The following is a 15567-nucleotide window of genomic DNA, read 5'->3' as shown; positions in this document are numbered from 1 at the left end:
AGCTATTCCCTCACCCGGTCCTCGGCCGATTCCCGGCCCACGGCCGCCTGCGCCAGCGCCTCTGTGCCCGCCCCGTCCACGCCCTGCTTTTCGCCCCACCGCCGAGCACGGGATGCACGGATCGCTTCCCGGGCCTCCCCCGTGTCCACGGGCCGGTCGATCTTGAGCACGCTGCCCAGCTCCTTGAGACTCCGCGGCCGCGGCAGCGGGTACAGCACGATCTCTCCCTCGCCGTTGACGTACACCAGCACGTCGTCCCCTTCCTCAAGGCCCACGCGCTCGCGGATGGCCTTGGGCAGGGTCATCTGTCCCCGCTGCAGGATCTTGACAATTGCCACGGCCCGATCACCTCGCCCTATCATCGTACCCCCCGCCCGGTGGCTTTTCAATAAAGTCACCGCTGTCTCAGAGTATATGGCGCATGTTCCGATCCTAATCGCCCAAGTAGGTCGTTGACGCAATCGGATGGTCGTGGCACGCTGTTGCCAACGACAACAGAGGTGGAGAAAGCATGGACCTGGTCGGGGTCGCAGAAGTTGCAGAACTGCTCGGTTGGGACCGGCGCCGAGTGTCGGTCTACCACGCCCGGGGCCTCCTACCCGCGCCCTTGGTCGTACTCCGGTCCGGGCCGGTGTGGCGTCGCCAGGACATCGAAGCCTTCGCCCGTGGAGAGGCGCCGCAGAAGCGCCAGGGCCTGCAGCCCCTCACGGTGCCGGCGATGCCGGGAACGCACCGGCTCTGGGAGGCGAGCATTCATGTGGCCACCGCGGCCGAAGCGATGTTCCGGCTGGGCTCCCGACCCCGATCGGCCGATTTCGATGCCCCGCCCCCGGAGTCATACGTGGAAGCGGCAGCCGCCGAGCATTTAGAACGGTCCTTGGTGCTCGGCGCCGAGCAGGCGCTGCTATGGCTGCTCAGCTGGCGGGAGGACGCCTGGCCGGCCTGGACCCAGGCCGCGGTGGAAGATACCCTGGCCGCATTAACGGAGGCGACTGGGCAGCCTTACCGAATTAGGGAGGGACGACTCGAGCGGAAGGGGCGCCACGGGCGGTGGCAAAAGGTGCCCTACCGGCCCACGGTCGTGGGGCCACGAGGAGGAAGTGCCGGTGCGGGCCGTGGCTGTCCTTCGGGTCCAGGACAGAGGCCAGCTCACGCTGCCGGTGCCCTTTCGGAAGGCTGTGGGCGTCAAGCCTGGCGATCTGCTGATGCTGATTCTGGAAGCGCGGGGCCCCGGACACTTTGAGGCGCGCGTGCTCTCACGACGGTCCCTGCTGGATTTCTTGCGGATCGATGCCGAAGCGTTCAGGATGGGCTCCTCCCGGGAGGAGATGGAGCGGGAGCTGGCGGGCGATGCAAACAACACCCCGTAGAACCGTGCCTGTGGCGTCCGGGTCGTGAGGCGGCCGTCATGCGGACCGCCTCGCTTGCCAGCTTTCTCGCTTGCCAGCTTTCGTCGAAGGGAGGCCCCGCGTTGAGCTCTCTCCCCCTGCGAGCCGAACAGTACGTCGAATCGAAGCGGGTCGAACGGGGCCTGCAAACCGCAAGCCTCCTCGAGTACCGCCGCGACCTGGCCGACTTTTGCCGCTGGCTGGCCGGCCGGCTGCGGAAGCAACCCGAGGATCTGACCGACGCGGACCTGGCCGGCTTCGACCGGGACGCCGCCCGGCGGTGGCTCGCCCACCTGGCCGACCGGGAGCTGGCGCCCGCGACCCGGGACCGGCGCTGGAGCACGGTGAGCGGCTGGTTCCGGTGGATGGTCGCGGAAGGCGTTCTGCCCCGCGATCCCTTTGCCGGCCTGGAACGGCCCGTCCGGGGCGAGCGGCACAAGCGGCTGCCGGTCTACCTTTCCGAGGCCGAGGCCGAGCGCCTGCTGCGGATCGTCCTCTCGGACGAGGGCCTCACGCCGCGACAGAAAGCCCACCACGCCCGGCTCAAGGAGCGCGACCACGCCCTCATCACGCTGCTGCTGTATCAGGGCCTGCGGATCAGTGAGGCCGTGGGGCTGCGGTACGGGGACGTGGACTTTGACGAGGACACCCTGCGGGTGATCGGCAAGGGCGACAAGGAACGCCTCCTCCCCCTCCACCGCCGGACGAAGGAAGCCCTGCTGCGCTATCTTGCAACCTGGCCCGGCCCGAAGAAGCCGAAGGCGCCGCAGGATCCGCTCTGGTGGACGCTCACCGGCCAGGCCCTGACGAAGAACGCAGCCCAGGTTGCCGTCAAGCGCCACCTGGTCCGGGCCGGGCTCTGGCGAGCGAGCGCCCACAAGCTCCGGCACACCTTCGGCACGCGGCTGGCGGAAGCAGGCGTGGATTTACTGGTCATCAAAGACCTGCTCGGCCATGCTACGGTGGCGACGACCCAGATCTACGCGCATGTGGCGCAGCGGCGGTTGCGGGAGGCGGTGGAGAAACTGCGTTGACGCCACGGTCGGAACATAAACAGTGAACCTCCTTTCAACAGGCAAAGGGGGCCGGATCGGCCCCCTTTGCCCAATGCCCGCGAGGTACTGGTCTAGGTGTTACTGTTGCGCTGTCTTGCGCTCCGCGCTAAGAAGCCTGCTTTGGGTAGGGTCTTGCATCTTCGGGTCATCGGGGTCGCCCACGAACTGCCGCGCCCAATCCTTCCCCGTCCCCAGGTCGATCTTGGCGAATCCCATGTACCCGCCCAGGACCAGCGGGATATGCCCGTCGCCCTTGGGCCCCAGGTGAGAGTTATCGGGATAAATGCCCTTGGTTGCGCCGTTCACATCGTGCAGCCCGATGTAGAACTCCCCCGTGCTCCGGCCCGGCGGGAACTCCTTAGCAGGGAATTCCTCGGGAACCCGCAGCTTGTACCGCTCCATGAAGATACGTTCATTCTCCTCGAAGTCAGGGACGCTAGCCTCTTCTTCAGGTGGATACACGATCTTGCCGTTGCGCGCCAAGAAAATGCCCCAAGTGGTGCCGGTAGGGGTAGGTTCGGTATACCATCCATCAAGCTCGCTTTCAACGGATCGAAGCTTGGACTTTGGCCGGAATCCATACCAAATCCCCTGCGTTCCCATCACATCCCACTCGAAGGGTCGGCAGGTCAGGTTGTCCAGGGTCAGCCGAAACAGCGCCCGGACATTCACATCCTTGTCCGTTCCCGCCAACGCAACGGCATCCTCGATGTCCACCTTCACCCGCAGAATCGTCTGTCCCTGCTCGTTCTTCACCTCGTACCACTCGCCCAGCTTCCCGACAGGGAAGTCCGGGCTATCGAACCTGTACCGAACGGGCTTGGGCTCGACATCCAAGCACTGCTTCGGCGCGGCGACTTGTTCGTTGCCGCCCGTCTTCCCATCGCCCTGCGCCCCCTCCGCCCGGGGCGGTTCGGCCAGGGCGGGCTTGCCCTTGGGCAGCAGGGTATAAGCGACGCCCCCGGCGACGGCGAGGACGAGCAGCGCGATGAGCGCGATGACAAGTGGCTTCCGCATGGTGGCCGACCTCCTGTCCCGCCCTCGGGCCGCCGGGGGCTGGCCGGTTGCCCGGGCGGGCGACGGTCCTGGGCATGGGGGCCGTCACCTTTTAGGGCCCCGTGGGCATCGGGCGGTCGTCCTTCGCCCGCCCGCCCACCCTGGCGCCGTTGGGCGGGGGGCAGCGGCTTTGACCTTCGGGCCAGGGGGCCGTGGGGGCGTCCCCAATCGTCGAGGGGCGATGCCCGCTGCCCCTTGCCCGCCCGCCCACCCCGCGAGGGCGGCGGCCATCACCCGGCGGTGGGCACCGCCCCGGTCCGAAAGAGCCGGTTCGGCTCAGGTCAGGCGTCCTTTGGTCCGGTACCGGCGCCCCACACATCCTCGTAAGTCGCCAGAACCTCGTCCAGCGTCGCCTCGGTCACGACGATCACGCGGTAGCCCAAGTTTTGCAGCTTCGCGATCCGGATCCGGTCCTTTTCCTGGACCTGCGGATCGTTGTGGACGCCGCCATGGCAGAGCACGCACACGTCGGCTCCGGTCGTCATGGTATAGTAGAAGTCTGCTTCGACCTGGGCGTCCGGTACCAGGTAGTGCACCTTGTCTGGATCGGGCAGTCGCCGGCCCGTTTCCCACAGCCGCTGCAAGAACAGCCGCTCAATCTTCGAAGCCGGGTGCGTCTTGGACAGCATCGCCTGGTAGGTCGCCTCGTCGACCACAGGATAGGTCGTCGGCACGACACCAGCCCGGATCAGGTCAAGCAACGCATCCCGTACGGCGAACCGGTCCAGGAGCACATGGTGAGCCTGGTTGCCATAGCTCATCAGGCAGCGGTAGCACGCCCGGACGCACCGATCCTCCCGGTCTTCCTCCGTGTCCTTGCCATCCTCCTTAAAGTGGAGCAACTGCAAGGCGGTTCGAGCCACCGTAGCGAGGGCATGGGGTTGCCGCACGAGCCGCCCCAGCACGCCAAGCCCGCCTTCTGCAGCCTCATAGAGTAGGATCCGGCCGGCGTCCTCATCGAGCGTTTCGACGGCGAGCTCCTGGTCTTCAAGTTGGTGGACAACGCGGATCGCCCGGGCGAGGGCGTGCGCAAAGGTTGTGACAAAGCGGCGCCGCGGCGTCTTCCCCGACGGCAGACGGCTGGGTTCGATCTGAATGAGCAGCAAGTTCCGCGTATCCGTTACGTACGGGAACACCGTGACCACGTGTTGTTCTTCATTCGGTGTGGCTGCCTCTGCATAAGCCGCGGTCTGGGCAGTCCCTGCGCTCGACGACAGGCGGTGCCACATCCCGTTCCGCAAGTCGATCCGAAAGCCGCCGGTTTTCTTGCCCGCGTCGTCCGCCATGGGCCCCTGGTTGATACGCCACAGGGTGGCCTGGGGGGCATACTTGAACTGCAAATACGCCACTCCGTCCAGTTCCACCTGGGCTGTTTCGAGCAGCGGCCGCCCATCGGGGCGCTGGGCAAAGTGGTAGAAGGTTTCGATGTTGTACGGTCGGCGCTGGCGGACTTCCTCATCCGAGGTGATCCGCACCTCCGGCACCGCACGGTTCCAATGCATCTCAAGCAGCCCATCCCGCTCAATCAGGTTGCCGCCCTCGAGCGCGGCGTTGCAGTGCGGGCAACGGTCCGGCGCCTGCGGGCCGATGCTCACGACATAATGGCACCGCGCGCAGAACCGGGCCGACCGCAAGACCTCTTGCCCGGCCCCGTGGCGCCAGACGACCTTGTGCACGATATGCCGCCGGCCCTCGTGGTAGAGACGATTCCGCGGGCCGAACTCCTCCAGCCCGATGAATCGCGACCGGCTAATCAGCTGATCCCGATCATCAACCTCGACCCAGACGTAGACCGGCAGGCGCGGGAAATTGTAGCCGGGCAGAAAGCCCTCTGCCGCCAGATACCGGTACGGGTAAAACTCGGACTCTTCCGGTTGCCGCTCGGACCCTTCGCCTTGATTGAGCAGCACGGCCCTTTCCCGCAAGGCTTGCCGCATCGTGATCCACGCCGTCTCGTCCGCCTGGGCAAAGGCAGATTGGGGAACGAACCGTTCCCGCGCTTGCTGGAAGAGCGTCCGCCACCGATTGAAGGCGGCGCGGAAGGCCACGGGGGCCTCCGTCAGGACCTGGTCCTCCCAGCCGGGCTGGTACCAGCCGGCCTGCTCCAGCTCTTCGGCGAGGCTGTTGAGAAGCTGCTTGACCTGCTCGTGCAGCCAGGCCCGGCGCTCCGGAGAAAGGGTCAGCTTTGCCTCGACCGATTCGCGCAGCGGCAACGCCTCCTGCTGGATGTCGATAACGGTCTCCATGCTGTTGCCGAGGTCAATCCCCGTCGTGGCTAGCCACATGGCTTGCAGGTGCGACCGCACCATGTCTTGGTTCGTCAGATCGAACGCTGGTGGCGCAACGGCGCCGGCGACCATCCCCGCAGGCCGGTCAAAGTAGTACTGGTCGTGCGAGTTCCGCTGGCCGGCACAGGCCAGAACGAGGGCCTGCTGACCACTGCGGCCGGCCCGGCCACTCCGCTGGGCGTAGTTTGCCGGCGTGGGCGGCAGGTTGCGCATGTGCACGACGTGCAGATCCCGGATGTCGATGCCGAGCTCCATCGTCGGCGAACAGCACAGCACCGGCAGCGTGCCCTCGTTGAAGCGATTCTCCCGCTCCACCCTGCGCCGCGGCAGGACCTGGCCCGTGTGTTCCCGCGCCTCGAGGGCCCGGAAGGCCGCCGGATCCAACTGGTACAGTGCATGATAAAAGGCGTTCGTCGCAGGCGGCGTCACCTCGGCTGGCTCACGCATCCAGGCCTGGCGAACGGGATTCGGCACGGGTGGCGTGCCCTGCCCCATCCGCCACCGAAGCATCCCGTGCCGGACCTGCAATCCTTCTCGCGGCCCTACCCGTACCCAAGCGAGGTAGTGGCCTGCCAAGATTTCAATCAGGGCCTCGATGAGTTTGGCCCTTGCCTCGGTCGCCAACACCTCGCCGGGCTGGCGTGCGAACGCTGTGGCAAGGTAGCGGCCAATGGCGCTGCGGGCCGTCAGGCGACGGAGACGGTCCTCCCCGTCGTCACCGCTTGTAGCCCCCTCCGGCACGAAGAGACGGCTCTCGATCCACTGTACCCCCATCTGCCCTTGGAGCAGTGCCGAATCCCGACGCAGGTGCTGTCCGATGTATCGCTTGAGCTCATCCTGCTTCTTGGGGTTGAGCACCGGCGCATCAAGAGCCAGTTCCTGCCGCATGTACTCTAAGATCGCATGCACGACACGATACCGCTCGTCCGGCGTCGCACTCCCCAGGACCTCGTTCACGGACCAGCGCGGGTGATCCTGGCAGAACTCGCGCAAGCCCTCGAACTCCACGGTCAGTAAGCCCACCCGCTCAAGGTTCGGCTGCACGATTCGCCAGCCGTGGGCCAAGTCGGCATACAGCAGGTACTCCACCAGCGCTTCCAATGCTTTCTGGGATTGTTCGAACGCGCTGCCGTCTTTGGCCGGCGCGTACTCTTCCGGATCCAGCGCCAGGGCGGCAGCCACGGCTTGCGGCAGCTTTTCCGGCGGTAGGGCGTGGTTCGGGGCCATTCGGAGGGCTTTCGCCAGGGCGGCGCGAACGCGGACCAGGAGGACAAAGTCGTTCAGGTGGCCCGCCTGCAAGGAGGCGTCCTGCCGGTTGTCCGTAAAGCTCAAGAGCTTGTGGGCCGTTCCGTCGTCGGGGATTAAGGACCGCAAGTGCGTGATGGCCGACGTGCTAAGGATCGTCGTCGACGAGCTCCGCCCGGTCTGGCCGAGCTCGGTCAGCTTGGCATGGTCGTTGCGCTTCGGCGAATGCACGGCCCCGCAACGAAGGCAGAATCGAAACGGTTTCGGCAACAGCCAGCCCCGCACGGCCCCATCGGCTTCCGACTGGGCGATGCGGCCGTCGGGGTATACCCACAGAGGCTCGGGCAGGTACGGCACATACGTCGAGCGGACGCGGACCTTGTTACGGCGGACCTCAAGCCAGCTGTCCGGCAGCCGCTCGATGTCTCCTTCCTCCCACAAGGTCCCGTCCGGGTCTACCACCCAATACCCGTGCCGGCGGCCTTCGACGATTACCTCGACGTCCTCATCGTCGTCCGTGGCAGACACCTCGTCCGCGAGTGGCTGAAGCACCAGGCGAGTGCCGTCCTCGTCGGCGAGAACCGCCTTTTGGACGGGGTAGTACTCCTGGCCGCAGTGCCGGCAAAAGACCAGAGGATAAACCGGCTTGATCGCACCCTGATCGTCTTCGATGGCCTGCTGGGGGCGGGCCGTGAAGCGCCGCTCGGCCGGCGGCTCCAGCGTGGCGTAGAGCGTCGCTCCCCCGGCGACGAACTGATGCAGCCGGAAGGCAAAGAGCGGCTCGCCGTCCGCATTTTGGATCCGGTTGCCACAGTCCAGGATCGCCTGCAGCCGCTCGGCGCACTCGGGCACGGGCCGGCCCGTGACATTGGCCAGCTCCCGGGCCGCTTCACTGAGCGATTTCGGCTGGTGCCGCACAAGCCGGCCGTCCTCCGGGTCCTCGGTCACGCCGAAGTGGGTTTCCACCCAGGCCGCCAGAGGGTGCCGCCGGAAGGCCTCCTCGTCGTCGTCCGGCGGAAGCGGCGCATCGAGGGCGGCCCGAAGAGCGTCGCGGTCCGACGGGGCCGGCACAACGGTGATCCGCTGGAGGGTCTCGTCAACGACCTGCTCGGGCCCCAGCAGCACGCCGAACAGCCGACGCGCCACCTCCGCCACCGCCCGGCGCCGCTCCTCCCGGCCGCCTTCGCTGATAAGGGTAGCACTGGTACCGACGCACACCAGCTTGTCGTTGTTCGCGTTGAGCCGCAGGCGGCGCACGAGCATCGCCACGTCCGCGCCTTGCCGCCCCCGATAGGTGTGCAGCTCGTCCAGCACAAGGAACTGCAGATTCCCCGCCATCGCCTCCACGAGCCGCCGCTCGTGGGGTCGGACGAGCAGCAGCTCCGCCATCATGTAGTTCGTCAGCAGAATGTCCGGCGGGGTTTCAAGGATGTCATGCCGTTTCTCCAGGGGCGTCTCCCCGGTGTACTTGGCAAAGGTGAACGGGACTTGGCCGTAAGCCTTCTCGTAGGCGGATGCAAAGGTCTTCAGCGCCGCCTCCTGGCTGTTGATGAGGGCGTTCATCGGGTAGATCAGCAGGGCCCGCACCGCCGGCGTATTCGCGGGCTTCGGCTGCCGCACCAGGGTGTCTACGATGGGGATTAAATACGTCAGGCTCTTTCCCGACCCGGTCCCGGTCGTTACTACGTAGGACAGCCCCTGCTTAGCGAGGCGCAGGGCTTCCTCTTGGTGCCGGTAAAGGCGGATCGGCCGGCCGTCACGGCGGAAGAACGCGGCCGTCGTGGGATGCACCACGCCCTGGTCCGCCAGCTCATCCAGGGTCGCCCCCCGCTCGTACGCCGGGTTGATCTGCAGCAGCGGGTCAGGCCAGAGCCGGCCCGATTCGAGTTGGGCTTCGGCGTATTCCCGCAGCCGCTCGTCGCGGATCCGGACGAAACTCTTCACGTACCGTTCGTAATCACCCACGACCCGGTTCCGAAGCTCGAACGCGTTCATCGCCATGATCCGGTCTTCCCCTTCCCGCCCAGGTCAGGTGTGCGGTTGGCCGGCGTTCTTCTCAGCCAGCTCGTGATTGAGGGCCAAAAGGCGACGGAGGATCTCGGCCTGCTGCTCCGGCTCCAGGGTGAAGCGGACCTCGCCCGTCACCCGGTGCGGGTAAAAGCCGTGCTGCAGGGCCAGGTCCGTCCAGCCGTATGCGAACACAACCTGCTGATCCATCGCCTGGTGCAGCTCGCGGAGCTGCACGATGTCGTCATCCGTGCACTCGGGGTCGTGGAAGGTATTGTAGCAATCGGTCAGGCCGATGTTACGGGCTTGCAGTATGTTCTCCCGGTGCGTGTAGTACGCCTCCCCAATGGCCTCCAGCTGTGATATCGCCTCCTTTGGAGGGAATGGGAAGGTGTCGAAACAGTCGCTCTGCGCGTAGTTGAGCCGTGTTTCAAGGGTCGAGCTATACTTCCGCGCCCACAGCTCGTGCACAGAGGATTGCAAGAGCGAGAATGCATCCCATGTCGAGAGGGCAAACACTACGGTTTTGTTGGAAAACACCGTCCGCGGATTAGTCGGCGCGAACACTAAAGCCCAGTGTTTCGTTACGATACACGCCACTAAGACACGTGGCAAGGACCAAATGGCGGCGTACATGGCTGGACGTCGGTCTGCGAATTGCCACCAATACCTGCGGTGCGCGTCCTGCTTCACCTTCTCGCGCTTCGGTTTTACCTTTTGCTCAATAATGTGGAAAAGGTCCGGGTATTCCTTTGCCCTTTCAAGCGGCCAATCATGGAAGTCAATGACCCAGCGGCTGGGCAAGTGATCGGGCCGTTTATTCAAGTCTTCGCCTGTGAGGTACGGGAATAGGCAGTCCGCGTTACGTGGGTCCTTCTGAATCAGGGTATGTGCTTGTTCTGGCGTAAGGAGGAAGCCGGACCCTCGCGTCTTCACACCTTCGTACGCCATTCCGTTGTGCAACGGCACAGGGTTGCCAGCACCGGCCGTCCCGTCGTCCAAAAATGGCGTTATGACTGGCACTTCCTTGTAATCCAGCATCGGTGGTTCCGTTGACTCACCGTGAACGATCACGACCTCCGCAATGTGAACGACTGCATCCCCTGGCCACGGGCGATTTGGTACGGCCCAGACAATGGTGCCTCCCTGTCGGCAAATGGGTTCCAGGCCTGCTTGCCGTGTATCGCCTTGTGAAATCGTGTTGGTCGCGAGCATGCCCATCCGGCCCCCGGGCCGGAGCAGCCCAAACGCCCGCCGGAAGAAGAACGCGCAGAGATCCGCTCTATTCGTTTTGGCGCCCGCGACCTGCGTGACCAGCCAATGGCGGTAACGATTGCCGAATACCGTGCTAATCCTCGTGCCTCCCAAAAACGGCGGATTTCCCACGATTACATCGAAGCCGCCCTCGGCAAACACCTCGGGAAACTCCACGGGCCAGTGGAAGAACCGCAGCTCGTCGGCCATGCGGTTTGCCGCATCGACCGCGGCCTGGCGCACCGGTTCCTCGGCCAGGCAAGCACGGACATCGTGGGTCGTGGGGACTTGCCCACCCGTCGCCCGCGTCAAAGGCATCCAGAACGGCGCGGTCCAGAGGTTCGCGGCAGTCCATACCCGCCACCACGGCGTGCCAGGCTCGCGCTGTTTCGCATAGGCCGCGGCCTTGGCCCGCACGTCGTTGGCCGTCGCCTCGGACATGGCGCCAACGATCTTCTGGGCGTTCGACAGCTCCTTGACAACCGTCTCCGCCGGCGGCACCGCTCCGATCGACACGGCCATCTGGCCGGCCCGTTCCTCACGATTCCGGTCCCTTAAGCTCTGGGCCAGGTTTTGCTGATCCCCCTCTTTGGGCTGATACGCAGCATCCGGGATGCCGTCCGCCAGCACCTCCAGGTCCGTGATGCCGACCAGGCTGTCGCCGCAGCGAATCCGGTGATCCAAAAACGACAGCGGCTCACCCTCGCAATGGCCTTCAATCCAGAGGGCGACCTTGCAAAGCTCCACGGCCAGCGGATTCTTGTCGACCCCGTAGATGCAATGCCGGATGGCTTCCCGCACCCCCCGCCGGAAAGCCTGCGGCGTCGGCTCGTCCTCGCCGGTTTCGATCCGGGCCAGCTCCCGGCCAAGGCGCCGGGCCGCCTCGAGCAAAAAGTGGCCCGATCCGCAGGCGGGATCGCATACCCGGATGCTCAACACCGCCGCCCTGCGGGCCTGCCGATCGGGGCCCGCCTGGGATAGCCGTTCTTGGATCACGGGGGTCAGGGCGTGGTCGAGGATCTCTTTCACCAGTGCCGAATCGGTATAGTGCGAGGCTGAGCGGTTCCGCTCTTCGCTTTTGGCTACGAGCTGGAACGGGACCTCGCCGCCCTTGAGGTTTACGACAGGGGCGTAGGCCAAAAGCCCCTCATAGATCGAGCCGATCTCCTCGGCGTCCAGGGCGGCGAAATCGACCCGCCGGCGAACCCCCTCGTCGTTGAACGTCGTCAAATGCCATAGGGCCTCCAGCAGGTCTCGGTTGCTGATCGACGCGGCCTCCAGATCCGGCAAAGCGTTCGGCCCAAAAAGGTCTCCGTTGAGGGGTGCGATGCTGAAGGGATTGTTCTTGCCCGGTTCCGCCAGCGTACGGAGCAAGGTCACGAGACCCTGCCAGCGGTCCCCATACGCCCCTTCGACCTTTCGCCAGTGCTGCGCTAGCTCCCGCAGCCGGCGCAGGCTGTAGTGCGCCGCGTAAATCTGAGCCTCCCGGGCCTTGGGATTGGGATGGAGCAGGTGCCGCTCCTCGGCCACAAGCAGAAAGATCAGCCGGTACACCAGGCGCAGGAGCTGCTGATACAGATCCTGTGCCGTCAGGCGTCCCTCGTCCAGCGCCTGGCGCAGCGCGGCGCTCTGTGGGTGCCGCAAAAAGCCTCGGCCCAAGGCCTCAATGGCCGCTTTGACCCCCGCCTGCATCCGGTCCCGGACGCGGTGGGCATTGGCCACGGTGATCTGCGCGTACTGTTCGATCCAGCTGCTCGCCGGGTTGCCGTCCGTTCGGTCAAACCGGCTCCGATGCGCCAGCCGGTACAACAATACAAACGTCTCGAACCGGTCGCCCTCGAAGATCGCCTCCAGATCGAACTCCACGTACATCGGCCGGGTGATCCGGAGGTTTTGCCGCACGAGCCGGAGCTTCAGGCCGTTGGACAGAAGACCCCAGAGGTTGTCCGTCCGGTTCAGATAGTCCTGTATGAGCGACTGGGGGCTTCGCCGCTCCTGGCGCTTTTCGTTCCGGCGGTCCAGATCAGTATCCCAGCCCACGAGATGGACCGGTACCGCTCCCTCGTCCGTGCCCGCTCGGTGAGAGATCGCATAACGCTGGTGCCCCACCACAGCCGCGGTCCGCTGGTATTCCAGCGAATAGCCCAGCACATCGCTCAAGAGTGGGATCAGCCAGCGCTCGCGGGTGAGCGTCGTGGCCCGGTCCTCGGCCGCAATGGCCTTTAGCGCCCCGAAGGCGCCCCAGAGGCGCTTTGCATACGTCCAGTGCCCGAGGATGATCTCCTCAAGCCGCTCGCGGGGGCCGAACCCAAAATCTTTCCCCTTCTGGCCGGGGGCCTCCCCCGTCCGGATGGCCTCGATGACATCCGCGGAAAGCAACCCGCCTTCGATGCGAATCCCGGCGTCCTTCATGCCCCCTGCCTCCTTCGGCCCGGCACCGGAACGAGCACCCAAACCCCCAGCACATCGGGCGGGTACGCCTCCACAGACACCCCTCCGCCGTTCGTCTCAACGAGCCGGTTGTGCAGCTCCTCCAGCGCGGCCATGCGGCCCGCAACGAGCCGGTTTAGGGCCCGGTCCTCCTCTTTGACCGTTTTAAGGGCCCATTCCAGCTGCTGGCGTCGCTCCACCGGTGCGATATTTAAATCCGGCTGGGCGCTCAACAGGTCGCGGACTTCCTCGCCGTCCAGCGGCAACCACTCGACGGACAGCCCGTCGGGCCCGGCCCGAAAGCCGCCCAGCACAACTTCTTCGGCGAACTGCTCAAACCGGCTGCGGGAACTCGCAATCCGGTAGCGAATCCGGAGCAACAGCACGGCCGTCCGCCGGCTCACCGCTAAGGTCTGAAAGGCTCCGCACCGCGCTATGCGGTCCGAACCATGCGGACGCAACGCCTCCCCGATGACTTGCTGGGCCAACGCCTCCACCCAGGGGTGGAGCCGGTGAAGCAGCACCGCCCCCTCCGGCACCGGCTCATCAAAGACCACGGGCACAAGCGCCGGTGCCCGTCCACGCCCGGACCGGGGCGGCAGCCAGGGCTCCAGTGCCGTCCGCTCAACCCATAACCGCGAGCCCCGTTCTTCGACCCGGATCCCAAGGCGCCGGCACGCCCCGAAAACAAAGACTTTGACATCGTCGGGCGTACCCGCGGCGGCTTCAGCGGCCTCGTAGAGCGGAAGAACCTCCTGGGCTTGGGGGGACAGTTTGGCGTACAGGCTTCGGGTCGCCTGTTCCCGCCTGGCCGAGGTTTCCCACCGCCGCGTAAAATCGTCCACGGCCGGCAGCGTCAGGCTCAGCTGCTGACCGACCCCCTCCCGTCTCGGCCCCTCGAAGATCGACGCGACCAGCGCTTCCATGATGGCCGTGCTGTCCATCGGCACGGGCACGGCGATCTTCAGATGGTTGTAGATCTCCCGGGCTTTGCGGATCAGGACATCCAGCACCGTGGCGTCCATGGGGTTGTTCATCCCCCAAAGGACCGCTGTCGGGACCTTCGGCGAGGGCTGACCGTAGCGGTCCACCCGTCCTTCCCGTTGCTCGAGCCGGTTCGGGTTCCAGGGCAGGTCGTAATGGAGCACGGCGTTAAAGCCGTACTGCAGGTCCACGCCCTCGGACATGCAGTCGGTTGCCACCAGAATCCGCCGAGGCGCCTCAAGGAGGGCCCGGATGCGGGCTTCCCGCTCTTCGTCCGCCTGTAGGCCCGTGACCACGCCGACCGCCAGCCCCTCGAACGTCGCCTCAAGCGCCTTCAGCGCCGTGGCCACGTATTCGGCTGTGTCGACGAACCGGCAATAAACGATCGGCTGATAACCCTGCTGCAGCCAGCCAGCCAGGATGTGGCGGGCCATGGCGAGCTTGTGGTCCTTCGCCCCCATCAGGGCCTGGGCCCGGCTGCGGAACCGCGCCAGGCGGTTGCGCAGGGCGTCGCCCTCCAGGCGCACAAGGTCAGCGATGGCATCCTGCGGAACGCTGTCAAACACCACGTCGTCGAGGTCGAGGACTTCCGGCCGGCGTACAGCATCGACGGTCTCCGCCTCAAGCTCCCGGGCCTCGAGCCGTTCGATACGGCGTTCGAGGGCGCGAACGGCGGCTGCGGGACTTGACATGATCGACCGAAGCAGGGCCAGGGCGCCCCAGTAGCGCATCCGCTGCTGATAGCCCGGACCGTCGGTGCGCTGGATCCGTTCGCGGCTAAAGGCCAGCACGTCGTCGAACAGGGCTTTGTAGTCCGGATGCAGGTTGTAGCCTGTTTTGTCGGGGTTGATGGGGTCCCGCTCCGGGAAGACCTCGGCGCCCCCCAACCACTCTTTCACGTCCTCGCGGCGGCGCTGGATGTAATGCCGGGCGATTTGCCGCCGGTCCTCCGGAGGCAGGTGCTCCGCCATCGCCAGCGTCTCCAGGGGCTTGTGAAGCAATCCCAGCAGCGAGGCAAAGGACTCGCGGATGCCGCTATGCGGCGTCGCGGTCAAAAGGATCAGGTGTCGCTTCGCATCACTCGCCAGGGCCTGGACCAGTTCGTGCCGCAGCTGGACGTCGCGCCCTGCGCCGCTTGGCGGCCGGGCGACGCCGTGGGCTTCATCCACGATGACAAGATCGGGCGGGTCGGCAAGCAGGGCCATGCGGTTTCGCTCGGTCTTCACAAAATCGATACTGGCAACAATGAATGGGTAGGCCTGATAGACCGTTTGGTGGGCTGGCAGATCCCGGGCCAGCTGGCTATAGGTGCTGGTGCGGACGACCACCGCCTGCAGCCCAAATTTGGTGGCGAGCTCCCGCTGCCACTGCTCACAGAGCACCGGCGGGCAGAGGACCAGCAGCCGCTGGGCCTCCCCCCGGGCCAAAAGTTCTTTGGCGATCAGGCCGGCCTCAATGGTCTTGCCGACGCCCACGTCGTCGGCAATGAGCAGGCGTACCGGATTCATCCGCAGGGCCATCAGCAGCGGAACGATCTGGTACGGCCGGGGGCGGAAGGCGATCTGCCCCACAGAACGGAACGGTCCTGCCGTGTTACGCACCACAAGGCGTGCTGCATCCCGCAATAGCCGTGCAGCGGCAAACTCCCGGGCTTGTTGCGGATCGGGCCATGGGAACGACGCCGGTTCGAGGGCCGCTCCCTCCAGGGGCAAGAAGGCACCCGTGATCTCGTCGTCCGAACCCTGCAGGGGCTTGAGCATCACGAGGTCGGGATCCTCACACGGCAGTACAATCCACTCGCGCTCTCGAAAGCGAACCAACGAGCCCACCGCGTACAAGAAACGCCCCCTCCCCCGCTGC

The 15567-nt window shown here is 65.7% G+C and carries 7 protein-coding genes; 2 read left to right on the top strand and 5 right to left on the bottom strand.

Annotation, left to right across the window (positions count from 1 at the left end):
* Positions 1 to 2: 2 nt before the first annotated feature.
* Positions 3 to 338: an AbrB/MazE/SpoVT family DNA-binding domain-containing protein gene (locus tag ACYQ02_RS01545; protein WP_460038678.1), complete on the bottom strand. Its 336-nt coding sequence runs from the start codon at positions 336 to 338 to the stop codon at positions 3 to 5.
* A 768-nt stretch (positions 339 to 1106) separates the two neighbouring features.
* Between ACYQ02_RS01545 and ACYQ02_RS01540 the strand changes: the two genes are divergently transcribed.
* On the top strand, positions 1107 to 1370 hold the full coding sequence (locus ACYQ02_RS01540) for an AbrB/MazE/SpoVT family DNA-binding domain-containing protein (RefSeq protein WP_460038677.1): 264 nt from the start codon (positions 1107 to 1109) through the stop codon (positions 1368 to 1370).
* 101 nt (positions 1371 to 1471) lie between these two features.
* Positions 1472 to 2422 carry a tyrosine-type recombinase/integrase gene (locus tag ACYQ02_RS01535; protein ID WP_460038676.1) on the top strand — a complete coding sequence of 317 codons (951 nt, stop codon included), beginning with the start codon at positions 1472 to 1474 and terminating at the stop codon, positions 2420 to 2422.
* Between the two features lie 99 nt (positions 2423 to 2521).
* On the opposite strand, the gene ACYQ02_RS01530 is transcribed toward ACYQ02_RS01535, so the two are convergent.
* The 4 genes from ACYQ02_RS01530 to ACYQ02_RS01515 all read right to left on the bottom strand — a co-directional run bounded on the left by ACYQ02_RS01530 (position 2522) and on the right by ACYQ02_RS01515 (position 15536).
* Positions 2522 to 3460: a hypothetical protein gene (locus ACYQ02_RS01530; RefSeq protein WP_460038675.1), complete on the bottom strand. Its 939-nt coding sequence runs from the start codon at positions 3458 to 3460 to the stop codon at positions 2522 to 2524.
* 320 nt (positions 3461 to 3780) lie between these two features.
* Positions 3781 to 9033: a DEAD/DEAH box helicase gene (locus ACYQ02_RS01525; protein ID WP_460038674.1), complete on the bottom strand. Its 5253-nt coding sequence runs from the start codon at positions 9031 to 9033 to the stop codon at positions 3781 to 3783.
* Between the two features lie 27 nt (positions 9034 to 9060).
* Positions 9061 to 12705: an Eco57I restriction-modification methylase domain-containing protein gene (locus tag ACYQ02_RS01520; protein WP_460038673.1), complete on the bottom strand. Its 3645-nt coding sequence runs from the start codon at positions 12703 to 12705 to the stop codon at positions 9061 to 9063.
* Complete coding sequence (locus tag ACYQ02_RS01515; protein ID WP_460038736.1) at positions 12702 to 15536, bottom strand: helicase-related protein; 2835 nt, start codon at positions 15534 to 15536, stop codon at positions 12702 to 12704. The genes ACYQ02_RS01520 and ACYQ02_RS01515 overlap by 4 nt, the downstream gene beginning before the upstream one ends.
* Positions 15537 to 15567: the final 31 nt, after the last annotated feature.

The sequence above is a fragment of the Thermaerobacter litoralis genome (assembly GCF_054654595.1).
This window is presented reverse-complemented; position numbering and strand designations above follow the sequence as displayed.

Coding starts and splice junctions, on each gene's coding strand:
- ACYQ02_RS01525 (WP_460038674.1), bottom strand. CDS start 9,033: ATGGCGATGAACGCGTTCGAGCTTCGGAACCGGGTCGTGGGTGATTAC.
- ACYQ02_RS01530 (WP_460038675.1), bottom strand. CDS start 3,460: ATGCGGAAGCCACTTGTCATCGCGCTCATCGCGCTGCTCGTCCTCGCC.
- ACYQ02_RS01520 (WP_460038673.1), bottom strand. CDS start 12,705: ATGAAGGACGCCGGGATTCGCATCGAAGGCGGGTTGCTTTCCGCGGAT.